The 21,154-nt window shown below is 67.2% G+C and carries 21 protein-coding genes and 1 pseudogene; 13 read left to right on the top strand and 9 right to left on the bottom strand.

The genetic code is table 11. The annotated features are described in order from the left end of the window. Positions 1-73: 73 nt before the first annotated feature. From AC099J_RS11215 to AC099J_RS11225, 3 genes are all read left to right on the top strand, one after another. Positions 74-487, top strand: a complete 414-nt coding sequence (locus AC099J_RS11215) for an Mth938-like domain-containing protein (protein WP_479615316.1) — start codon at positions 74-76, stop codon at positions 485-487. 94 nt (positions 488-581) lie between these two features. Beyond that, positions 582-1,058, top strand: coding sequence for a peroxiredoxin (locus AC099J_RS11220; RefSeq protein ID WP_479615317.1), 477 nt, complete (start codon positions 582-584; stop codon positions 1,056-1,058). Positions 1,059-1,226: 168 nt separating this feature from the next. Further along, a complete protein-coding gene (locus AC099J_RS11225; RefSeq protein ID WP_479615318.1) occupies positions 1,227-2,978 on the top strand; it encodes a PhoH family protein in 1,752 nt (583 codons plus the stop codon). A gap of 134 nt (positions 2,979-3,112) precedes the next feature. Here AC099J_RS11225 and ispH read toward each other — a convergent pair whose 3' ends face one another. Together ispH and AC099J_RS11235 are read right to left on the bottom strand one after the other, a co-directional pair. Next, complete coding sequence (ispH, locus tag AC099J_RS11230) at positions 3,113-4,069, bottom strand: 4-hydroxy-3-methylbut-2-enyl diphosphate reductase (RefSeq protein WP_479615319.1); 957 nt, start codon at positions 4,067-4,069, stop codon at positions 3,113-3,115. Next, the gene (locus tag AC099J_RS11235) at positions 4,066-4,539 is read right to left on the bottom strand and encodes an FKBP-type peptidyl-prolyl cis-trans isomerase (RefSeq protein WP_479615320.1); all 474 of its coding nucleotides are present in this window, start codon (positions 4,537-4,539) and stop codon (positions 4,066-4,068) included. Before AC099J_RS11235 ends, ispH begins: the two co-directional genes overlap by 4 nt. Before the next feature lie 57 nt (positions 4,540-4,596). On the opposite strand from AC099J_RS11235, the gene radC reads away from it, so the two are divergent. Beyond that, positions 4,597-5,283, top strand: coding sequence for a RadC family protein (gene radC / locus AC099J_RS11240; RefSeq protein ID WP_479615321.1), 687 nt, complete (start codon positions 4,597-4,599; stop codon positions 5,281-5,283). After that, positions 5,280-5,915, top strand: a complete 636-nt coding sequence (locus AC099J_RS11245) for a Smr/MutS family protein (protein WP_479615322.1) — start codon at positions 5,280-5,282, stop codon at positions 5,913-5,915. The genes radC and AC099J_RS11245 overlap by 4 nt, the downstream gene beginning before the upstream one ends. A gap of 194 nt (positions 5,916-6,109) precedes the next feature. Here AC099J_RS11245 and AC099J_RS11250 read toward each other — a convergent pair whose 3' ends face one another. From AC099J_RS11250 to AC099J_RS11275, 6 genes are all read right to left on the bottom strand, one after another. Continuing rightward, complete coding sequence (locus AC099J_RS11250) at positions 6,110-6,910, bottom strand: HpcH/HpaI aldolase/citrate lyase family protein (protein WP_479615323.1); 801 nt, start codon at positions 6,908-6,910, stop codon at positions 6,110-6,112. Between the two features lie 29 nt (positions 6,911-6,939). Continuing rightward, positions 6,940-8,133 (bottom strand): MFS transporter, encoded by a 1,194-nt coding sequence (locus AC099J_RS11255; protein WP_479615324.1) that lies wholly within the window; start codon positions 8,131-8,133, stop codon positions 6,940-6,942. After that, the gene (locus tag AC099J_RS11260) at positions 8,130-8,930 is read right to left on the bottom strand and encodes a GntR family transcriptional regulator (RefSeq protein WP_479615325.1); all 801 of its coding nucleotides are present in this window, start codon (positions 8,928-8,930) and stop codon (positions 8,130-8,132) included. The genes AC099J_RS11255 and AC099J_RS11260 overlap by 4 nt, the downstream gene beginning before the upstream one ends. Before the next feature lie 140 nt (positions 8,931-9,070). Beyond that, entirely contained in the window at positions 9,071-10,465 is a 1,395-nt protein-coding gene (locus tag AC099J_RS11265; protein ID WP_479615326.1) for an MmgE/PrpD family protein, read from the bottom strand. Between the two features lies 1 nt (position 10,466). Next, positions 10,467-11,507: a Bug family tripartite tricarboxylate transporter substrate binding protein gene (locus tag AC099J_RS11270; protein WP_479615327.1), complete on the bottom strand. Its 1,041-nt coding sequence runs from the start codon at positions 11,505-11,507 to the stop codon at positions 10,467-10,469. Positions 11,508-11,568: 61 nt separating this feature from the next. After that, on the bottom strand, positions 11,569-12,072 hold the full coding sequence (locus tag AC099J_RS11275; protein ID WP_479615328.1) for a MaoC family dehydratase: 504 nt from the start codon (positions 12,070-12,072) through the stop codon (positions 11,569-11,571). A 172-nt stretch (positions 12,073-12,244) separates the two neighbouring features. On the opposite strand from AC099J_RS11275, the gene AC099J_RS11280 reads away from it, so the two are divergent. The 3 genes from AC099J_RS11280 (at position 12,245) to AC099J_RS11290 (ending at position 16,147) form a co-directional block, all read left to right on the top strand. Beyond that, complete coding sequence (locus AC099J_RS11280) at positions 12,245-13,681, top strand: efflux transporter outer membrane subunit (RefSeq protein WP_479615329.1); 1,437 nt, start codon at positions 12,245-12,247, stop codon at positions 13,679-13,681. A 79-nt stretch (positions 13,682-13,760) separates the two neighbouring features. Continuing rightward, complete coding sequence (locus AC099J_RS11285) at positions 13,761-15,659, top strand: O-linked N-acetylglucosamine transferase, SPINDLY family protein (RefSeq protein WP_479615330.1); 1,899 nt, start codon at positions 13,761-13,763, stop codon at positions 15,657-15,659. Then, entirely contained in the window at positions 15,656-16,147 is a 492-nt protein-coding gene (locus AC099J_RS11290) for a class I SAM-dependent methyltransferase (RefSeq protein ID WP_479615331.1), read from the top strand. Before AC099J_RS11285 ends, AC099J_RS11290 begins: the two co-directional genes overlap by 4 nt. 127 nt (positions 16,148-16,274) lie before the next feature. On the opposite strand, the gene AC099J_RS11295 is transcribed toward AC099J_RS11290, so the two are convergent. Further along, positions 16,275-17,531, bottom strand: a complete 1,257-nt coding sequence (locus AC099J_RS11295) for a glycosyltransferase family protein (protein ID WP_479615332.1) — start codon at positions 17,529-17,531, stop codon at positions 16,275-16,277. A gap of 26 nt (positions 17,532-17,557) precedes the next feature. On the opposite strand from AC099J_RS11295, the gene AC099J_RS11300 reads away from it, so the two are divergent. The 5 genes and pseudogenes from AC099J_RS11300 to AC099J_RS11320 all read left to right on the top strand — a co-directional run. Beyond that, positions 17,558-18,340, top strand: coding sequence for a DUF5672 family protein (locus tag AC099J_RS11300; RefSeq protein WP_479615333.1), 783 nt, complete (start codon positions 17,558-17,560; stop codon positions 18,338-18,340). 246 nt (positions 18,341-18,586) lie between these two features. Beyond that, positions 18,587-19,234 carry a DUF1877 family protein gene (locus AC099J_RS11305; protein WP_479615334.1) on the top strand — a complete coding sequence of 216 codons (648 nt, stop codon included), beginning with the start codon at positions 18,587-18,589 and terminating at the stop codon, positions 19,232-19,234. Positions 19,235-19,334: 100 nt separating this feature from the next. Continuing rightward, entirely contained in the window at positions 19,335-19,646 is a 312-nt protein-coding gene (locus tag AC099J_RS11310; RefSeq protein WP_479615335.1) for a hypothetical protein, read from the top strand. Between the two features lie 69 nt (positions 19,647-19,715). Next, positions 19,716-20,339, top strand: coding sequence for a hypothetical protein (locus AC099J_RS11315; protein WP_479615336.1), 624 nt, complete (start codon positions 19,716-19,718; stop codon positions 20,337-20,339). A 398-nt stretch (positions 20,340-20,737) separates the two neighbouring features. Beyond that, positions 20,738-21,133: pseudogene (locus AC099J_RS11320) on the top strand (RidA family protein); the annotation flags it as partial. Between the last annotated feature and the right edge of the window lie 21 nt (positions 21,134-21,154).

Here is a 21,154-nt window from a genome sequence, read left to right on the forward strand (position 1 = left end):
CCGCAAGAGCGAAAACCTATAATTTGACCACAGATCATGGCCCGCTCAGGCCGCCCCAACCTCCCCCACATTCATGAAATTGCAGCCCGACAGATCCACCGTCCAGACCATCACGTCGCATGGTCCCGGCTGGGTCGGTGTGCAGACAGACCGCATCGACCACAGCGTGATCATCGGCTCGCGTGGCCAGCGCATCGCGTGGCCCTGTGCGCGCTTCGAGGATCTCGGCCCGGAACACTTCGCCCAGCTGGCCGAGATGGGCACCGAACTCGTGATCTTCGGCAGTGGTGCGCGTCTGAGGTTTCCGCGGCCCGAGCTGCTGCGATCGTTGATCGACAAGCGCATCGGCATCGAGACGATGGACACGCCGGCAGCCTGCCGTACCTACAACATCCTGGCGCAGGAAGGGCGCGACGTCGCCGTGGCCCTGCTGCTGGAATCACCGATGGAAGATGAAGACGCGCGCGCGCAGCGTCCGCAGGGCTAGAGAAGTTCCGCGTTTTGAGAGTAAAATCGAAGGTTGCCGCGACGGCCCGATTCAGCGGCCAACGACCACTTTACGATACCCGAGACTCAAACACATGGCGATCGTTGTCAACAAACCTATCCCTGAATTCGAAGCCAACGCCACGGGCGGCGTGAAGGTCTCCAACACCACGCACCTGGGCCAAGTGATGGTGCTGTACTTCTACCCGAAGGACAACACGCCCGGTTGTACCACCGAAGCCATGCAGTTTCGGGACAAGTACAAGGATTTCGTGAAAGCCGGTGCCGCCGTGTTCGGCGTGTCACGCGACAACATGAAGTCGCACGATGAGTTCAAGACCAAGCTCGAATTGCCTTTTGAACTGATCGCCGACACCGAAGAGAAAATGTGCCACATGTTCGGCGTCGTCAAGAACAAGATCATGTACGGCAAGAAGGTCAAGGGCATCGAGCGCAGCACCTTCTTGATCGGTGCCGATGGCGTGCTCAAGAACGAGTGGCGTGGCCTCAAGGTTCCAGGCCATGTCGACGACGTTCTGAAGGCCGTGAAAGACCTCAAAAAGGCCGTCTGACCCCTGCCTTGCAGGCCCTCAGGAGCGCCACATGGCTCATGCATAATGAGTTCATGCCTGTTGGTAATGACCTGAGCGCATCATCTTCAAAAGCCGCCCTGGCAACCGGGCGGCTTTTTTGCTTTCAGCCTTTCACCTCGATTCCGTCCTCAGGAAACACGAAGCCCTATGCCTCTGCCCCCTCCCCCTGCGAAGCGCGCTGCCACCCTGTCTCCTGACGCATTCGACGCGCCCACTCGAGCCCAATCCAAACCCGCCCGCGTTGCCCGGGCGCGCTACGCCGAGGCAGCACCCCAGGGCATCGTGCAGTTGGCCAGTGAGCCCCCGGCCACCGTGTTGGTGGACGAGCCCGCGATGGCGCTGCACGCGCCGGTGGTGTTGCCAGCGCCGATGGCGCTGGACGACGCGCCCGTGATGCGCGAGCCGATCGAAGCGCCGGCAAGCCGCGGCCGCCGTGCGCCGACGCGCGAATCCGTGCTGACCTCGGCTCCCGCGCCCGCGCCAGCCAAGCGCAAAGTGACGAAATCCGACGGCCCCACCAAGCTGTTCGTGCTCGACACCAACGTCTTGATGCACGACCCGATGAGCCTGTTCCGCTTCGAGGAACACGACATCTACCTGCCGATGATCGTGCTGGAGGAGTTGGACAGCAACAAGAAGGGCATGACCGAGGTCGCCCGCAACGCACGCCAGAGCAGCCGCACGCTCGATGCACTGGCGGGCGCGCACAAGGCCGACATCGCGGTCGGCCTCAAGCTCGATGTGACCGGCCACCGCGAGGCCGGCGGCAAGTTGTTCTTCCAGACCCAGGCCCTGAACGACGCGCTGCCTGCCAGCCTGCCCCAGGGCAAGGCCGACAACCAGATCCTGGGCGTGGTCGACGCGCTAAGCAAACAGCACGCACCGCGCGATGTGGTGCTGGTGTCCAAAGACATCAACATGCGCGTCAAGGCCAAGGCATTGGGCCTGGCCGCCGAGGACTACGAGAACGACAAGACGCTGGAAGACGGCGAGTTCCTGTACTCCGGCGTGCTGGCCCTGCCCACGGACTTCTGGGCCAAGCACGGCAAGACGGTGGAGAGCTGGCAGCAGGGCCTGTACACCTTCTACCGCATCGCTGGTCCCGTGGTGCCGAGCCTGATGATCAACCAGTTCGTCTACTTCGAGGCACCCGGCGAGCCCAGCCTGTACGCCCGCGTAACCGAAATCCGCGCGAAGACGGCGGTGCTGAAGACGCTGAAGGACTACAACCATCTGAAACATGCGGTATGGGGTGTGACCACCCGCAACCGCGAGCAGAACTTCGCGATGAATCTGCTGTTGGACCCGGAGGTCGACTTCGTCACGCTGACCGGCAACGCGGGCACCGGCAAGACGCTGATGGCCCTGGCCTCGGGCCTCACGCAGGTGCTGGACGACCGTCGCTACACCGAAATCATCATGACCCGCGCCACCGTCAGCGTGGGCGAGGACATCGGCTTTCTGCCCGGCACCGAAGAAGAAAAGATGGGCCCCTGGATGGGCGCACTCGACGACAACCTCGAAGTGCTGGCCAAGACCGAGACCAGCGCCGGCGAATGGGGCCGCGCGGCCACCAATGAACTCATCCGCTCGCGCATCAAGATCAAGAGCATGAACTTCATGCGCGGCCGCACGTTCCTGAACAAGTACGTGATCATCGACGAGGCGCAGAACTTGACGCCCAAGCAGATGAAGACGCTGATCACGCGCGCCGGCCCGGGCACCAAGATCGTCTGCATGGGCAACCTGCAGCAGATCGACACGCCCTACCTGACCGAAGGCTCGTCAGGCCTGACGTACGCCGTCGACAAGTTCAAGGGCTGGCCCCACAGCGGGCACATCATGCTGGCCCGCGGTGAGCGCTCGCGGCTTGCGGATTTCGCAAGCGAAGTGCTGTAGCGGGCAAGGCCCGGGCGATGCTGCCCGGCCACCTCCCAACGCAATGCGGCCCCCTCGGGGGCCGCAGCGCCTGGTGGCGAGGCACTGGTGTACTTCGGCTGCGCTGCGAGCGCCTTCTGGCGGCCGGGCGGCGCTCAAGCGTCCAGCTTGAGGCCCTTGGGCAGCGGGAACTTCAGCGTTTCCTGCACGCCATCCATCTTGCGAACTGCCTGCGCGCCCAACGCGCGCAGGCGTTCGATCACCTGCTGGACCAGCACGTCGGGGGCGGACGCGCCGGCCGTCAGGCCCACGCGCGGCTTGCCTTCGAACCACGCGGCCTGCAGCTCTTCGGCGCTGTCGACCATGTAGCTGTCGGTGCCCAGCTTCAGCGCGAGTTCGCGCAGCCGGTTGCTGTTCGAGCTGGTCGGGCTGCCGACCACGATCAGGATGTCGACCTGCGGGCTCAGCACCTTCACCGCGTCCTGACGGTTCTGTGTGGCGTAGCAGATGTCCTGCTGCTTGGGCTCGCGCACCTGCGGGAACCGCGCCTTCACGGCCGCGGCGATCTCGGCCGCGTCGTCCACCGACAGCGTGGTCTGCGTCACCACGGCCAGGCGCTCGGTCTGGCCTGGCTGCACGCGGGCCACGTCGGCCACGTCCTCGACCAGATGGATGCCGCTCTCCAGCTGGCCCATCGTGCCTTCGACCTCGGGGTGGCCCTTGTGGCCGATCATGATGAATTCGAAGCCCTCCTTGTGCAACTTGGCCACCTCGACGTGCACCTTGGTCACCAGCGGGCAGGTGGCGTCGAAGATGCGAAAGCCGCGGCGCTCGGCCTCCTGCTGCACTTCCTTGCTGACGCCGTGCGCCGAGAACACCAGCGTGGCCTGTGGCGGCACCTCGTCCAGGTCCTCGATGAAGATGGCGCCGCGCGCCTTCAGGTCGTTCACCACGTAGGTGTTGTGCACGATCTCGTGGCGGACGTAGATCGGCGCGCCGAACTTGGCCAGCGCGCGCTCCACGATCTCGATGGCGCGGTCCACGCCGGCGCAAAAGCCGCGTGGCTCGGCCAGCAGGATGTCGTGCACGGGGATGGCGGGCGTCGTCGTCACAGCACGCCGATCAGTTCGACCTCGAAGCTCACCGCCTCGCCGGCCAGCGGGTGGTTGAAGTCGAACAGCACCGCATCGGCGCTGTCCGCATTGCCCACCTGCTGCACAGCGCCGGCATAGCTGCCCTGCCCGTCGGGCGTGGGGAACTGCACCACATCGCCCACGTTGTATTGCTCCTGCGGATCGCCCAGCTGGTTCAGCAGCTTGCGCGCCACCCACTGCACCATGTCCGGGTTGCGCGGCCCGAAGGCCTCGCCGGCCGGAATCTCGAAACTGCTGCGCGTGCCCTCGGCCAGGCCCAGCAGCCGCTGCTCGACCGCCGGCGACAGCTCGCCCGCGCCCAGCGACAAGGTGGCCGGCTTGCCGCCGAAGGTGTTGATGATGTCGCCGCCAGGGCCGCCCAACCGGTAGTGCAAGGTCAGGAAGGAGCCGGGTTCGACCACGGGGATCACGGGAGAAGCTGTGGGCATGGAAGTCTCGATAAACTGGCCTGCATTGTAGAAACCCGGCCTTCCCAAGGACCGCCCATGTCCCTGAAAGACCTTCCCGCCGATGCGCAGCCGCGCGAGAAGCTGTTGGCCCGTGGCCCCCAGGCGCTGGCCGATGCCGAGCTACTGGCACTGCTGCTGCGCACCGGCATTGCGGGCAAGGGCGTGCTGCAGATGGCCAGTGAACTGCTGGCCGCGCCACCCCAGGGTTTCGGCGGCGTGGCCGGCTTGCTGCATGCCACGGCGGCCGATCTGGCCCGCATCAAGGGCCTGGGGCCGGCCAAACGCGCCGAACTGGTGGCCGTGTTGGAACTCGCACGCCGTGCGCTCGCCGAGCAACTGCGCGAACGCGCGGTGCTGCACGCACCGCAAGACGTCAAGCACTATCTGCAGCTGCATCTGGGCGCACGCCACCACGAAGTATTTGCGGTGCTGTTTCTGGACAGCCACCACCGCCTGCTGGCGCTGGAAGAGCTGTTCCGCGGCACGCTGAGCCAGACCAGCGTCTACCCGCGCGAAGTCGTCGTGCGCGCGCTGCACCACCAGGCCGCCGCTGTGGTGTTGGCGCACAACCACCCCAGCGGCAGTGTCGAGCCCTCGCGCGCCGACGAGCTGATCACGCAGACCCTGAAGGCCGCGCTGGCGCTGGTCGACGTGCGCGTGCTCGACCACGTCATCGTGGCGCCGGGCCAGGCTCTGTCGCTGGCCGAGAGGGGGTTGGTGTGAAGGTCCGCTCGCTGCAGGACTTGCAGCCCCTGGTGCGCCACCTGGCCGAGCTGCGCCTGCAGCTGGCCCGGCAAGAGGCCGCGCGCCAGCAGACCCTGCGCCGCGCCGCCGCCGAGCAGAACCTGTTCGTGACCACGGTCGGCAACGTGGTGCCGATGCGCCAGCCACCGCGCGTGCTGCTGCGCCCCGAGCAGCCGGCGCCGATCCCCGTGCAGCAACTGCTGGACGATCAGCGTGTACTGCAGGAAAGCCTCAGCGACGAGTTCGACGCCAGCACGCTGCTCGACGTGGACGACGCCCTGAGCTATCGGCGCACCGGCATCGGCACCGAAGTCACGCGCCGGCTGCGCAAGGGCGAATGGAGCATCCAGCGCGAGATCGACCTGCACGGCCTGCGCCGCGACGACGCGCGCGAGGCGCTGTCAGCCTTCATCCGCGATGCGCACCGCCAGGGCCTGCGCTGCCTGCGCGTGGTGCACGGCAAAGGGCTGGGTTCGCCGGGCCGCGTGCCGGTGCTCAAGCCCAAGGTACACAGCTGGCTGATCCAGAAGAACGAAGTGATCGCCTTCGTGCAGGCGCGGGCCGATGAGGGCGGCGCCGGCGCGCTGGTGGTACTGCTCAAGGCGGCCTGAATCCGGCCCGACCGCCTGACGCGGCGCGCACCGCTGGCAACGCCGCAGCTGCCCGGTGCGGCCCTGCGCTCAGTGATCCACGGCGCTGCGCGCCAACCGCAGCCGATGAAACTGGGCCTGCCTTGCCCCCTCTCCCCTCGCGGGAGAGGGCTGGGGAGAGGGGGCGACGGCCAATGGAGCGAGGCAGTTTCATTTCAGCCCGCCTCCGCCAGGATCGCCTGCGCCAGCAGCGCAATCGGCTTGTCGACCATCTTGCCGTCCACGGTGATGGCACCCAGCGGGCCGGCCGCCAGCGCATCCACAACACGCCGCGCCCAGGCCACCTCGTCGGCGGTCGGCGCAAAGCCGGTGTGCACGCCAGCCACCTGCTTGGGGTGGATGCAGAGCTTGGCGCCGAAACCGAAGCGGCGCGAGCGGCGCACATCGGACTCCAGCTGCGCCGCGTCGTCGATGGCCACAGACACACCGTCGATCGGCGCCTGCAGCCCCGCCAGGCGCGACACCAGCACAAGCTGCGTGCGCACGGCGTTCATCTCTTCGCCCTCGCCCTGGATGCCGGAATCGGACTGGAAGTCCACCGAGCCGAACGCCAGCCGCAGCACGCCCGGCACGCGGGCCAGCGGCAGCGCCTCGAACCAGCCGGCGACCGACTCGACCAGGGGAATCACGAACTGGCCTTCGCCCAGACGATGCGTGACCCGCTGCAGCCCGGGCACATCCTGCGCCTTGGGCAGCATCACGCCGCGCACGGCGGGCGATGTCAGCAGGGCGCAGTCGTCCTCGTGCCACACGCTGTCGGACTGGTTGATGCGGATCCACACCGGCGTGCCGGCCTGCGCCAGCCAGGTGCGCACGGCCTCGCGCGCGATCAGCTTGCGCTCGGGCTGCACGGCATCTTCCAGATCGAGGATGACGGCATGCGCGCCGCTGGCCAGGGCCTTGTCGAAGCGCTCCGGACGGTCGCCCGGGACGAACAGATAGCTGCGTTCCTGCATGGTGTCTCGCTTGGGTTGAAGGTCAGCAATCAGGTGCGCGTAGGCGCCGCCAGCTGTGCGCGCAGCAGCACGACACAGCACAGCGCCGTCGGCACCGCCAGCGCAATGTAGCCCGCGCGGTAGCTCTCGAACAGGCCCGAGATCGCGCCGAACAGCGGCGGCCCCAGCACCACGCCAAAGAAGGTGAACGCCAGCGTGCCGCCGGTGGCCACACTGGCCTGGCCGGGCGGCGCCTGGCGCGCGACCTCGGCCAGGTAGACGCCGTTCCAGCCGATGGCCGAGGCTCCGAACACCACCAGCACGGCCAGCACCAGCGGCGTCGGCAAGGCCGTGGTCAACGCCGCCGTGGCCAGGCTGCTCAGCGCCATCACGGCGGCCAGCAGCGCCAGCATGCGCCGCGCGCCCAGGCTGCGGTCGGCCACCCAGCCCCACAGCACGCGCCCGGCCACACCGCCAAACTGCGAAATCGTCAGCGCCAAGCCGGCCGCCACCAGCCCATAGGCCAGCGTCTCGTTCAGGAAGACGACCAGGTAGGTCGTCAGCGACAGCTGCGCGATGGAGAACACGAACGAGCAGGCCGCCAGCATCTTGAGCGCCGGGTGGCCCAGCACCAGCCGGATCGGGTGCGCCAGATTGCCCAGCTTGAACGGTTTGGTGGCGTCACGGTCGGCGTCCAGCCCGGCGCGCAGCGGCTGCGCGATGACCGCGCACACCACGTTGGCCGCCGCCACGGCCAGCAATGCGCCCTGCCAACCGGCCAGCAACATCAGGCTGGGGACCAGGGCACCGGCGAGTGCGCCGCCCAGCGGCACCCCGGTCTGCTTGACCGAGAACACCAGCGACATGCGGTGCGCCGGCGTGGTCTGCGTCAGCAGGTGCGAGCTGGCCGGCGTGATCGGCCCGTAGCCCAGCCCGATCAGCAACGCGCCGGCCGCCACGCAAGCCCAGTGCGGCACCGCGCACAACCCCAGGCCCGCAGCGCACAGCAGCAGCCCCACCTGGCTCACGCGAATCGCGCCGAACCGCGCCACGGCCGCGCCCGCCGCCAGGCTGGCGGCCATGGCGCCGGCATAGACGATGGCCACGTACAGCCCGATCAAGGTGGCCGGCAGGCGCAGCGCCGGCGCCACCACCGGCGCCATGACGGGCAGCGTCAGCAAGGCCATCGACACCATGGCCTGCATGGCCAAGGTGATGGCCAGCGTGATCCACGGGCCCCTCACCGCGCCGGCCCGCCGTGGGCCGTGCCGGCGCCCACGCCCCACTCGCGCCGCAGCACGGTGCTGTAGCTGAAGCGGTCGGCCGGGTGCGTGCTGATGGCCAGCTCCACCAGCTGGTTCAATCGGTTGCGGTAGCGCCGGCTGACCCACAGGCCGGGGCTGCGCGGGGCGGCGTTCAGCGCGCGGGCCTCGGCTGCGGTGAGCGCCACGGCGCGGATCTCTTGCTCCACGGCGACGACGACCTCGCCGAACTGCTGTTCGATGGCCGCATGCACGGCGCCGCTGAGCGCACCCGAGATGCCCTGGATCGAGCGGAACGCCGGCGCCAGCCACAGCTCGGTCACGCAGATCGGATGCGCCTGCGATTGCGCATGGCGGCGCCCGCGCAGGTGCAGCCAGGTCTCGCCGGCCGTGGCCTCCAGCAGCTCGGCCTGGGCGGCGTCGATCTCGCGCGTGGCGCTCGATTCGATGACCAGCGTGGTGTCAGTGGCGTACTGGTACAGATCGGCAACATCGGCCGCGCTCTGGCGGTACCCCTGCGTGGTCGACTTGGCCTTGACCGTGGTGCCCACGCGCGGCTGGCGCACCACCAGCCCCAGTTGCACCAGCCGCTTGACGGCCTCGCGCGCAGTCGAGCGGCTGACGCCGAACTGCTCGCACAGCGCAAACTCGGTCGGCAGCTGCGCGCCCACCGGGTAGCGCCCGCTCTCGATCTCGTTGAGCAGCGTGCGCGCCAGCTGCAGGTAACGCGGCTGGCTGGCGCCGAGCGCGGCGCTAGCACTCCCCCTATCGCCGGTCATCGTGGTCCTTCTGCACCGCAACAGCGCTCGGCGGCCCGAAGGCGTTGAGGGGCTCCTCGGAGGGGCAGCGATACGCGAAGCGATGAGCGTGGGGGACCATACGCACGACTGTAGCCGCGCCCGGTGCGCACACCGGGCGCTCAACGCGCCTTCACACCCAGCAGGCGCGACAGCTCGGCCGCAGTGCCGTGCTCGATGCCCAGCACGGCATTGAGGATGTGGTCCGCATGCGCCCGATCGACCGCGCGGGCCGCGTTGTCGTGGAACTTGACGACGATGTCGGCGTCGGCAATCGGCCGGCCCGCGGCGCCCCGGTTGATGGGCTCGTGGTGACGCAAGGTGCGGCCATCGGCCAACTCGATGATGACCTCGCCGCCGAAATAGCGCGGAAAGTCCGCCTCTGCATCGGCCTGGCATTCCACCAGCGCGGCGATGGCAAGGGTCTGCGGATCCTGATAGGCCGCAGGCTCCAGCGCATCCAGCGTGAAGCGGCCCCAGCGCAGGCCGGTCGCCACCGAATACGGCACGCTGAACTGCGCGTCGTAGGCATTGGCAGGGCGCAGCTTCTTCTCGATCGGCTCGCACACGGCCTTCATCGCACCGGTCGGCACGCGGGCCACGATGCGGCGGATCGGCGCGCCGCCCCAGTCGCGCGAGAGGATGCTCGCCGCATCGGCAAACGCGTGCGTGAAATGGCAGGCCGGCACCGGCTTGATCGCCACGTTCATCACCTCCCACACCTCGCCCAGCCCGGCCGCGACGATGCCGAGATCGGCCTTGGCCAACAGATCAGGCCCCAGGTGGCTGGCGTACAGGCCGAAGCGCCCCTCGTACGCCGCGCCGGGGCCAACGAAGCCGTGCTTGCCCAGCGTGGCCGCGGTGATGCCCGATGCCGCCGCCCAGCCCGGGTGCAGCCGCTTGGTCCAGGCGCCGTCTTCCAGGCATTCCAGGCTGCCCGAGGCGAGCGACAGCGCGATGCCTTGCGCGTCCACCATCTGGCGCTCGTCCAGGTTCAGCAGCCGCGCCGCCGCCAGCGTGCAGCCGAACGCGCCGATCAACCCCGTCGGGTGAAAGCCCACTTGGTGAAAGCCGCTGCGCGCGGCCGCCCCCAGCCGCGTCGCCGTCTCCACACCCAGCACGTAGGCCGCCAGCAGATCACCGCCCGCACGGCCCAGGCGCGTGGCCAGGCCCAGCGCCGCGGGCAACACCGAGGTGGTGGCGTGGATCACGCCGGCCGGGTGTGTGTCGTCGTAGTCCAGGCCGTGGATCAGCAGCGCGTTCATGACCACCGCGTCGCGCAGCGGCAGCTTTTGCCCATAGCCGATGACCGGCACGTCGCCGCCCTCGCCCGCCAGCTCGCGCAGGCCGGCCAGGGTGTTGCGCGAGAAATCCCACTGCGTGCAGGCCAGGGCGATGCCCAGCGCGTCCAGCATCAAATGCGTGGCGCGTGCGCGCACCTCGGCAGGGACGGCGTCGAGCGTGAATCCTGTGGCGTACTGCGCCAGCTGCGTGGAAAGCTTGGGGGTGACGCTCATCTCAGTCGACCTTTGCGCCGGACAACTTGACGGCCAGCGCCCACTTGTCGATCTCCGACTGGATGAACTTCGCGAACTCTTCCGGCGACGTGGCGGCGGGCTCGGCGCCCAGGCCGTTCAGCTGTTCCTTCACGTCCGGCGCGTCGCGCCAGCCCGTGACCAGCGCCTTGGCCAGCACGTCGACGATCTCGCGCGGCGTGCCCTTGGGGGCGGCCAGGCCGATCCAGGCCGGCGCCACGAACTGGCCCAGGCCGGCCTCGGCCATCGTGGGCACATCGGGCGCAGCGGCGTTGCGCTTCTCGCTGGCCACCGCCAGGATGCGCAGCTTGCCGCTGCGCATGTGCGGCAGCAACGCCGGGCCGGTGTCGATCATGGTGTTGACCTGCCCGCCGATGAGGTCGGTCACCGCCGCCGGGCTGCCCTTGTAGGGCACGTGCGTCAGCTGCATGCCCTGCGCATTCTTCAGCAGCTCCATCGTCAAGTGGCTGGTCACGCCGCTGCCGCCGGAGCCGTAGTTGATCTTGCCCGGCGACGCCTTGGCCAGCTTCACCAGATCGGCCGCCGTCTGCGCCGGAAATGCCGGGTTCACGGCCAGGAACAGCGGCACCACCGACAGCAGGCTGATCGGCTCGAAGTCGCGCAGCGGGTGGTAGGGCAGCTTGGAATACAGGCTGGGGTTGATCGCCATCGTGCCGCTGGAGCCCACCACCAGCGTGTAGCCGTCCGGCGGCGCCTTGGCCACCGTCTCCGATCCGATGATGCCGGCCGCGCCGGGCTTGTTGTCCACGATGACCGGCTGGCCCAGCACCTCCTGCAGCTTCCTGGCCGCAGCGCGGGCCACGAGGTCGGTGGCCTGCCCGGGCGGGAAGCCCACCACCAGCCGGATCGGCTTGTCGGGGTAGACGGCGTGGGCCAGGGGCGCGAGCAGTGCCAGCGCGGCGGCTGCCAGTGCGGTGCGGATGCCGGTCCTGATGCCGGTGCCGCCACCGGCCCTGATGTCGGCGCTGTGACTGGCGGCGTTGGCCGAGGCTGATGGGGTCATGGGTTGTCTCCGTTGTGGTGAGGTGCCGGGTGGCCTGGGGGGGGCTGGGTCGCGCGCGGACCTATTCGCCGACGCCGTGGCCGCGTTTCGCGATCAGGGACATGCGCACGAACTCCATCACCTGCACGCCGTCCTGCTTGAAGCCGCGCGTGCGCGTGGTGACGATGCCCTGGGTCGGGCGGCTGCTGGATTCGCGCACCTCCAGCACTTCGGATTCCGCATACAGCGTGTCGCCGCAGAACACCGGCGCCGTGAGCTTGATTTCCTTCCAGCCCAGGTTGGCGATCGCCTTGGCGCTGACGTCGTTCACCGTCATGCCCAGCACGATGGCCAGCGACAGCCCGCTGTTGACCAGCAGCCGGCCGAACTCGCTCTTGGCCGCAAAGTTCGCGTCGCAATGCATCGGGTGCGCGTTCATCGTCATCAGCGAGAACTGGATGTTGTCGCTCTCGGTAATGGTGCGGCCGGGGCGGTGTTCGTAGACATCGCCGACCTTGAAGTCTTCCAGGTAGCGGCCGTAAGAGGCGCGGTAACGGCCGGGGCTGATCTCGATGGCGGACTGCATGGGGTCTCCTGACGGCAATTGGTTGATTTAGTGATTTGTACGAACAATTAAGTTTAGAGGACGACCATAGCGCACGTCAACCCGTGCGACCCGAACGGGTGGAATTGCCCGCCTTCCCCCCGCCAAACGCGCCGTTCGCCCCGGCGCGCCCTGCCTACACTTCGCAGCCGACATGCACCCCCAGCCACCCCGGCCCGCGCGCCGTGCCACCGCCCCCACGCCCACGTTGGCGCGGTTGCTCACGTGCGGCGCCTTGCTGCTGGCCGGCTGCGCCAACCAGGCGCCGCTGCAACGGCCCACCGCCCCGGTGCCGCAGGCCTGGCCTTACCCCACCAACACACAGGGCCAGGAGGCAGCGCGCATCCACTGGGCCGCTTACTTCACCGACCCCCGCCTGCAGGCACTCATCACCGCCGCGCTTGAACACAACCGCGACCTGCGCATCGCCGCCGGCCGCGTGCAGGAAGCCCGCGCGCAGTACGGCATGGCGCGTGCCGAACGGCTGCCGCTCATCAACCTTTCAGGCCAGGCCGCCGTGCAGCGCTCGCCGGCCGCGATCAGCGGGCTGGACGCGCAATCCAACGCCAACCGCTTCGATGTGTCGGTCTCCATGGTCTCGTTCGAGCTCGATTTCTGGGGCCGGCTGGCGCGGCTGTCCGACGCCGCGCGCGCCGGCTACCTGGCCACCGAAGAGGCGCGCCGCGCCGTGCACCTGTCGCTGGTGGCCGATGTCGCCCTCGCCTACTTCGCCTTGCTGCAGCAAGACGAATCGCTGGCCCTGGCGCGCGACAGCCTGGCGCTGCGCGAGCAGTCGCTCGACCTGCTGACGCGCGGGCGCGACATCGGCGCCGCGCACGACTACGACGTGCAGCAGGCCACCGGCGCGCTGGAAGCGGCACGCGGCCAGCACTATGCGATCGAACACCAGCGCGCACTGGCCGCGCACCAGCTCGGCTTTCTGGTGGGTGAGATGCCGCCCGCGCTGCCCGCCGGCCGCCCGCTGGACGCCCAGGCGCTGGACACCCCCCTGGCCGCCGGCCTGCCGTCCGAAGTGCTGCTGCTGCGCCCCGATGTGCTGGCGGCCGAGCAGCGCCTGGCCGCCACGCACGCCAACATCGGCGCCGCGCGCGCGGCGTTTCTGCCCAAGGTGCTGCTCACGGCCGGCCTGGGCCTGGCCAGCCCGGCGCTGGGCTTGCTGCTGCAGGGCGGCGCGTGGAATTTCCAGCCCTCCATCTCGCTGCCGCTGTTCGACGCCGGCCGGCTGGAGGCGCAGGCCGACATCGCCGAGGCCCGCAAAGTCGTGGCCGTGGCCGAATACGAGAAAACCATCCAGCTGGCGTTCCGCGAAGTGGCCGATCAACTCTCGGCACGCCAGGCGCTGGTCGGCCAACTGCAGGCCGCTCAGGCCAACCGCGCCGCGCAGGAGCGGCGCCTGGCCATCGCCCAGGCGCGCTTCGACGCCGGCATGGTCGGCTACCTGGAGGTGCTGGACGCGCAGCGCGACATGGTCACCGCGCGCCAGAGCGTCACCCAGGTGCGCCGCGCCCAACTCGACGCTGCCGCGCAGCTGTACAAGGCGCTGGGCGGCGGCAGCCTGGCGGACGCATGAGAACCGCCAAGCCGCCCCAAGGCGCTCAGCACCGCAGCGCGCAGCGCGAAGGCATCCAGTGAGCACTCAGAATCCGCCGATGCCCATCTCCACCCTGCTGGTCGAAGCCATCGAACTGCAAGCCAGCGGCCAGACGGCCCAGGCCGCCGTGCGCTTTGCCGACGTGCTGGCCGCCGACCCTGCGAACGGCCCGGCCCACTACTCGCTGGGCCTGATCGATTGGCAGGCTGGCGACAGTGCCGGCGCGCTGCAGCGCTGCGCCACCGGCATCGCCGCCGCGCCCGCCTACGCGCCGCTGCACCACCTGCACGGCAGCATCCTGCAGGGCCTGGGCCGGTTCGACGAAGCGCTGCAGGCCTACGACCGTGCGCTGGCCATCCAGCCCGAGTACGTGGACGTGCTGCTCAACAGCGGCGCGCTGCTGCGCACGCTGCACCGCCACCACGATGCGCTGGCCCGCTTCAACCAGATCCTCACCTTTGCGCCCAGCCACCCGGCGGCGCTGGGCAACTGCGGCATCCTGCTGACGGAGTTCAAGCAGAGCGCCCACGCCATCCGCATGTTCGAGCGACTGGTGCAGGTCAAGCCCGACTACGACTACGGCCTGGGCCTCTTGTTCTTCGAGCGCCTGCACGTGTGCGACTGGACCGATTTCGACAGCCTGCGCGCGCGCATCGTCGAAGGCGTGCGGGCCGGCCGGCGCGTGTGCAAGTCGCTGGCGTTCATGTCGGCCTCCAGCGACGCGGCCGAGCACCAGCAGGCCGCGCGCCTGTTCGCCGCGCACCAGAACCCGCGCCAGGCCGTGGCGCTGTGGAACGGCGAGCGTTACCGGCACGACCGCATCCGCATCGCGTATGTCTCGCCCGACCTGCGCGAGCACCCCGTCAGCCATCTGATGTGCGGCATCTTCGAGCGGCACGACAAGCACCGCTTCGAGACGATTGCCATCTCGCTCGGCACCGACGACGGCAGCCGGCTACGCGGCCGCATCCTCGCCGCGTTCGACGAGTTCGTGGACGCACGCGACTGGACGGCCGAGCGCATCGCCCGCTGGATGCGCGAGCGCGAGATCGACATCGCCATCGACCTGGGCGGCTACACGTCGGACACGCGCACCGCCGCCTTCGCCTGGCGGCCGGCGCCGGTGCAGGTCAACTACCTGGGCTACCCCGGCACCATGGGGGTCAGCTACTTCGACTACATCCTGGCCGACCGGCACATCATTCCCCCCGCGCACCAGGCCTGCTATGACGAGCGCGTGGTCTACCTGCCCGATGCCTACCTGCCTGTGGACGACAGCGTGCAGATCGCCGAGCGCACGCCCACGCGCGCCGAGTGCGGCCTGCCGAGCGAAGGCGTCGTCTTCTGCTCGTTCAGCCACGACTACAAGATCACGCCGCCGGTGTTCGATGTGTGGATGCGCCTGCTGGCCCAGGTGCCCGGCAGCGTGCTGTGGCTGGTCTCACGCGGCGAAGGCACGCAGGCCAACCTGCGCCAAGAGGCCGAGCAGCGCGGCATCGCCGGCAATCGACTCGTCTTTGCCACCCGCGTGCCACGCGTGGAAGACCACCTGGCCCGCTACCGCCAGGCCGATCTGTTTCTGGACACGCACCCCTACAACGCCCACACCACGGCTGCCGATGCGCTGATGGCCGGCCTGCCGGTGGTGACCTGCATGGGCGGATCGTTCCCCTCGCGCGTGGCCGGCAGCCTGGTGCACGCGGCCGGCGTGCCCGAGCTGGCGACCGATTCGCTGCCAGCCTACGAAGCATTGGCGCTGGCCCTGGCGCTGGACCCGGCGCGCCGCCAGGCCTTACGCCAACGCCTGCTGACCCGCTCGGGCGAGCCGGCCCTGTGCGACACCGATGGATTTCGCCGCCACCTCGAAGCCGCCTACACCGCCATGTGGCGAGCCACACAACTGGGCGGCGCACACGATGCGTTGGCCTGCCCACCGAACACCCTGGAGACCCGATGACCAAAACGCTGGACCTGGGCTGCGGCCCCAACCCTCAGAACCCCTACAAGGCCGACGAAGTGTTCGGCGTCGACATCCGCGAGGACATCGGCCGCAACATCGCCGCTGCCGACCTGGCGATCGAGCCCATCCCGTATGCCGACGACAGCTTCGAATTCGTCACCGCCTACCAGTTCATCGAGCACGTGCCGCGCGTCATCTACGCGCCCAAGCACCGCAACCCGTTCGTGATGCTGATGAACGAGATCTACCGCGTGCTGAAGGTGGACGGCATCTTTTTGTCCGTCACGCCGGCCTACCCGCACAACGCCGCCTTCCAGGACCCGACCCACGTGAACATCATCACGGAGGAGACCTTCCCCTGCTACTTCGACGACACGAACCGCTGGGCCAAGATCTATGGGTACAACGGCTACCTGCAGATCCTGAAGCAGGAGTGGATGGGCGCCAACCTGGTCACGCAGATGCGCAAGCGGCTGCCGGGCTGAGCGCGTCGGCCCTGCTTCGGCTTCGCCTGCGGTGCGCGCTGCTTGGGGCGGCCCGGCGCTGCATCCGCAGCGGCACCTTCGTGCTGCGCGTTGCGGTGCTGCGCGCCTGCGTGCGGCCGGGCGGCGCTCAGGCCTCGCGCAGCGCCCGCACCACGGCCTGCGCCACCAGCGGATAGCCCGAGTTGCGCAGCACATCGCGCTGCACCGCCTCGATCAGCAAGGCCCGTTCACGTGCGTGTTCGGGCCGCGCGAAGTGCAGCGCCCGGTCACGCAACTCGTCCACCGTGCGGAAGGAGACCTCAGCATGCAACGACGTCAGCTCTGCCAGCCCCGCGCGGGCATCCGTCAGGCACAGCCCGCCGGAGAGGATCACATCGTGGAAGCGGTTCACCACCGCATGGTCGAACTGCAGCGACGACACGTTCACATGCAGCACGCTGCGGTTGAACACGCGCTGCAGCTCCGTCGTGTCATACACGGCCGGGTGGTAGTGCACCCCGGGCCGCGCCACCTGCAGGTGCCGCTCGACCCCATGCAGATAGGCCGGGTCGCCGCCGAAGATGTGCAGCGGCGCGATGCCGCATTGCTCGAACACCCAGCCCCGCAGCGGCAGCGTGCGCCCGGTGATGGCGTTGCGCAGCCACTGTGCCTGCGCAACGCGCAATACGGCCTGGTCTGCCGGCGTGCCCAGCCCCTCAGTCGCCTGGTCGGCGCAGGCCTTCACACGTGGCTCCAATGGCGTGGCGAAATCGGCGCCGCGCGCCCGCTCGGCATCCTCCAGCACGGCGCGCACGCGGGGCGAGGCCGTGTCGATCGGGTAGGCCTGGCTGGGCACGGCATGGCCGACGAACGCGGCGCCGTAGTCGAAGCCACTCTCGGTGGGTGCCACCGGCGCGAACTCGCTGGCGTGGGGAACCAGCTGGGCGCCCGCGATGCCGACGGACGCCAGATCGGCGATGTTGTCCGCCTCGATGCACAAGTGCGCGGTGCGATCGGCCACGCGCTGCCAGGCCTGCAACTTGGCGATGCCGGCCAGCAGGTCGAGCCCGCCGAGGATCGCGTCCTGGTGCAGAAACACCAGCCGCCCGGGAAAGCTCTCGAAGTAGTGCCGGCCCGTGCCGGGCTCGCGCGACTGGATGGCGTTACTCGCCGCCGTGGAGACATACGCCGCATCCGCGCCCTGCTGCGCGACGAACTGGGCGAACGTGGTGCTGTTGAACCCGTCTGGCTTGACGGCCAGCACCGTCAGCCCCTTGCGCGTCAACTCGGCCCCCAGGGCCAGCGCGATGCGCCGGTAGATCGGCGTGGGCGAGAGCTCGATGTAGACCGTGCGCGTCACAGGGCGCCACCCGGGCGCAGGGCCGTGGTGTGAAATGCCGGGCAAAAGAAAAACTTCATGTGGGAACAGCCATGACAAGTCGTGAATCGCTGCCGGGGCCTGGCCCCCAGCCAGTGGTGGTGCTGGTGCCGATCTACCAGGCACGCCTGGCGCCGCTGGAAGAATACTCGCTGGACGTCTCGCTGCGCGCGCTGGCGGGCCGGCCGGTGCACTTCATCGGGCCCGAGGGCCTGGCGCTGGACTACTACGCGCAGCGCTACCCGCAGGTGCCTTTCATCGCCTTCGCGCCGGCCGCGTTTGCGAGCATCCCCGGCTACAACCGGCTGCTACTGGACGAGGCGTTCTACGCACGGTTTGCCGACCACCGCTTCCTGCTGATTTTGCAGACCGACGCCATCGTGCTGCGCGACGAGCTGGACGAATGGTGCGCCGCGCCGTTCGACTATGTCGGCGCGCCCTGGCCGCAGGGCAACGAGCTGTTCGTGAACCTGGGGCGCTTCGAGGGCGCGTATGGCAAGCAGCTGAAGGTGCACGTGGGTAACGGCGGGCTGAGCCTGCGGCGCATCGACAAGTGCATCGGGCTGCTGCGCGAGTTCTCGGAGGCCACTGGGGTGTTCTGCCAGACGGGGTCGAGCGAAGACCTGTTCTTCTCGTTCATGGGTGCGCTGTCGCGGGATTTCGTGCTGCCGAACGAAATCACCGCGTCGCGGTTTGCGCTGGAGTTGCGGCCAAGTTGGTACTACGAGGTGAATGGGCACCACTTGCCGATGGGGGGCCATGCGTGGTGGAAGTACGAGCCGGGGTTTTGGAAGGGGTTGTTGCCGGGGGCGGGGGTGTTGGATGGGTTGGGGTGAACGCCAAGGGGGACTTTGTCAGTGCGGGTAGCCACGCGCTTTCGGAAGGCCTCGAGCGAACGTTGAAATTTGTAACGGGAGCGCTACTTCATGGGAAATTTAGTAGATTCAACGGGCGCATTTTTTTGGAGAAACGATGTGGAATCAATAGCTTGCACGCGTGGCGCGCGGGTTGATACGGCGACAGTTGTCGTGATCAAGCGCGACGAGAAGCGCTCGACAACACGTTATCCGTTTTAGCCACGTATGAGCATCGTCGCCTACTACATCAGGCTATCACCTGAGCAACTGCCTGCCGCTCTCGCAACTCCAGAGCGCCTTGCTTCAGGGAACGTTAGCGTCTTCGGTGATGCCCAGTTCATTGACGTCGACCGTGCGTGGGATCCAATTGCGTGGCTAGTTTCTGATTGCAAACGAGCCGAGCAGGCGCACAACGCCCGTGTCATGGAGAGCATGCGCGAGGAACGCAAGCTCAAGTCTGCAGGCCTTCTTGACCGAGCCAAGTCTCTCTTCAAAAAGCGCGAAGACTCCGGCGAGTTGGTGGCTGCCGCACGTGCCCTTGAGAAGCTTGAGGCAGACGCAGCGTTGATCGGAATTGAAGGTAGGGGCCCGACGAAGGAGGCCGGGATCGACTTTGGCATGGGGCCCGCTTGCGTGTTCTCTCCGAAGGAAGTCTCACAAATTGCATCTGCTCTGCGAGCCATAGACGAATCGTTACTTCGCAAAGCTGCGGATTTCGAAGAAATGGATCGAGTTGGCGTATTCCCGGATCAATGGATGGAAGAGGGAGATGAGATTCTTGATGAATACATCGTGCCCAACTTCAGGAAGCTGCAAAACTTCTACGACCAAGCGGCCAGCGGCGGGCAAATCGTCCTCATGTGGTACACATGAACGCGGATAACAAGTCGCTCGACGCGGACCCACAACACGAGGAGCCGGCTTCGCCGCACGTGTTGCGGTCCGGTCAGCTCCGACGTTATCGTGCAAACCAATGGTCGTACCTCTAGAAAATCAAACTAGCGAGCGCCGTCCGGAAGGGCAAGCGCCGTTGCTGCCACGGCTTGTCTTTCTCGCAGCGCTTGTCTGTGCACCGCTGATGTTCTTTGGCATTCGCCTTGTACCGACGCTTGTCGATCTCCGGTCCACACTGGAAGTGTTCATCTTGTTTTTTGGTGGTGGGGGCTTCGTGTGCTTGATTGTTTGGAATGCATTGCTGCGTAAAGTCTCTTTCATTGCGGTGAACATGTTTCTCACATGCACGATCATGTTTTATCTCGTACTCATGCTCTTGCTGGGGAAATAATATGCTCGATAGCAAGCTGCTGCATCCGACCTACGGCGTCGGCTGAGCAGCGGCGTTAGCCCGCACCAGATGTCAGACCTCCCGAACCTGCTGCGTCGTAAGCTCGAGGACGAATTGTCGAGGGCGGACGCGCATACTGAGGCAGCAATTCGGGACGTTTGGAACTCCATCGGCCCGCAACCCATCTGTCCGTCCGTCTCAAGTGTGATGCGCGAGCTTCAATCCATATGCGCCAATGGACTGACTGAAAGGGAGCGCGTGGCCATAGATGTAGTCTCGGCTACTGTGCTCCCATTCAAGGACACGCTAACTGGCAGCCTTGTTCAGGAGCTCGGCGCCGTTGTCGAAGCTGTCTTTCCGCTGAGCAAGTTCGTCGCGCTGGTAGAGCACACGCCCGGCGTATACCGCAGGAGTCAAGCGGAAGCGCGCAAGTTTGATCAGAGTTCTTACGAGCATTACCTCGCGCTGATAAGAGTCTCTGCCGCGAACGTCCCTCGCCAGTCGGTTCGCCGGATGCGGCTTCTTCTCGACGAATTGCTGCTGCAGAGAGAAGCTAGGCGGGGATCTTTGTGGAGGCGGATGGCTTCTGCGGCCTGGAGCGGCATGGCCAAACCGGCCGTAAAGTGGACCTTTGGTATCGTCGCCGCAGTGCTGACAGCATGGGCGCTGAAGCATTTGGGAGTTGGGCCGTGATGCGGGCTAACAGGTCATTCGTGTGGGACGGCTTCGCCGCCCCACAATTTCGGCGTTGACAGTCATGAATGTCTTCGTCACACGTCATTCCGGCTGGTATGGGAAGTTCGCGCCGCTGGACTTGCTCTGCAACGGGAAGCGCCTGACATCGCTTAAAGAGGGAAGCGAGGTCTGTGTGAAGCTGGACCCAACGGACATGCCGGCAACGCTAGAAATGCGAATGCAGAACATGGTTGGAAGTCCGAAATTTGTTATTTCTCATTTGGAGCCAGACCTATACCTTGAGTGCGGCTCTAGAAATTGGACGCTTCTTGATTTCTTTGATTTGAGCTTTCTGCCGAGCTTGAGCAGAAAAGTCTTTTTCTTGCGAAGGATCGCGACTCGATGATGCCGCGCTCAAGGAGGCTGGCGCAGATATGACCGATGTTGCGCGAGTGACCTATGTTCCCCCCAATGCTGATGAATTCAGGGAGTGTTGGCCCGCGCTTCGCAAGTGTTTCAGCTCGGTACGCCCTGCAGCCATGACGATCTCTGCTGGCCTCGCGGACCCACGCATGAAAATCGAAATCGAGGTCACAGCATTCAAGCAGCCAAGCTGCACGAGGTCGCCAGAAGTTAATCAGCTGCGGTATGGCCCGGCGCATGGATCGGCCAGGGAAGATGAACGGCGCTGCGGCAGGGGCTTCAGCCGCAGCAAGCTGGTGTACCTGCGCTACCCGACGAATGCGCCAATCAGTCAGAAGCCTTCTCACCAATTGAGCTGGTCACACGCCAGCCAGCACCCCCGCCCCTGATGTAGGCGCGGGGGATCTGCC

It is taken from the genome of Rhodoferax sp. RT4P68 (assembly GCF_056521305.1).

What these genes read in the sequence shown, in the direction of transcription:
- AC099J_RS11310 (WP_479615335.1), top strand. Translation starts at nt 19,335, where the DNA reads ATGGTCGTACCTCTAGAAAATCAAACTAGCGAGCGCCGTCCGGAAGGG.
- AC099J_RS11265 (WP_479615326.1), bottom strand. Translation starts at nt 10,465, where the DNA reads ATGAGCGTCACCCCCAAGCTTTCCACGCAGCTGGCGCAGTACGCCACA.
- AC099J_RS11285 (WP_479615330.1), top strand. Translation starts at nt 13,761, where the DNA reads ATGCCCATCTCCACCCTGCTGGTCGAAGCCATCGAACTGCAAGCCAGC.
- AC099J_RS11215 (WP_479615316.1), top strand. Translation starts at nt 74, where the DNA reads ATGAAATTGCAGCCCGACAGATCCACCGTCCAGACCATCACGTCGCAT.
- AC099J_RS11235 (WP_479615320.1), bottom strand. Translation starts at nt 4,539, where the DNA reads ATGCCCACAGCTTCTCCCGTGATCCCCGTGGTCGAACCCGGCTCCTTC.
- AC099J_RS11225 (WP_479615318.1), top strand. Translation starts at nt 1,227, where the DNA reads ATGCCTCTGCCCCCTCCCCCTGCGAAGCGCGCTGCCACCCTGTCTCCT.
- radC (WP_479615321.1), top strand. Translation starts at nt 4,597, where the DNA reads ATGTCCCTGAAAGACCTTCCCGCCGATGCGCAGCCGCGCGAGAAGCTG.
- AC099J_RS11305 (WP_479615334.1), top strand. Translation starts at nt 18,587, where the DNA reads ATGAGCATCGTCGCCTACTACATCAGGCTATCACCTGAGCAACTGCCT.
- AC099J_RS11260 (WP_479615325.1), bottom strand. Translation starts at nt 8,930, where the DNA reads ATGACCGGCGATAGGGGGAGTGCTAGCGCCGCGCTCGGCGCCAGCCAG.
- AC099J_RS11280 (WP_479615329.1), top strand. Translation starts at nt 12,245, where the DNA reads ATGCACCCCCAGCCACCCCGGCCCGCGCGCCGTGCCACCGCCCCCACG.
- AC099J_RS11275 (WP_479615328.1), bottom strand. Translation starts at nt 12,072, where the DNA reads ATGCAGTCCGCCATCGAGATCAGCCCCGGCCGTTACCGCGCCTCTTAC.
- AC099J_RS11250 (WP_479615323.1), bottom strand. Translation starts at nt 6,910, where the DNA reads ATGCAGGAACGCAGCTATCTGTTCGTCCCGGGCGACCGTCCGGAGCGC.
- AC099J_RS11300 (WP_479615333.1), top strand. Translation starts at nt 17,558, where the DNA reads ATGACAAGTCGTGAATCGCTGCCGGGGCCTGGCCCCCAGCCAGTGGTG.
- AC099J_RS11290 (WP_479615331.1), top strand. Translation starts at nt 15,656, where the DNA reads ATGACCAAAACGCTGGACCTGGGCTGCGGCCCCAACCCTCAGAACCCC.
- AC099J_RS11315 (WP_479615336.1), top strand. Translation starts at nt 19,716, where the DNA reads ATGTCAGACCTCCCGAACCTGCTGCGTCGTAAGCTCGAGGACGAATTG.
- AC099J_RS11220 (WP_479615317.1), top strand. Translation starts at nt 582, where the DNA reads ATGGCGATCGTTGTCAACAAACCTATCCCTGAATTCGAAGCCAACGCC.
- AC099J_RS11270 (WP_479615327.1), bottom strand. Translation starts at nt 11,507, where the DNA reads ATGACCCCATCAGCCTCGGCCAACGCCGCCAGTCACAGCGCCGACATC.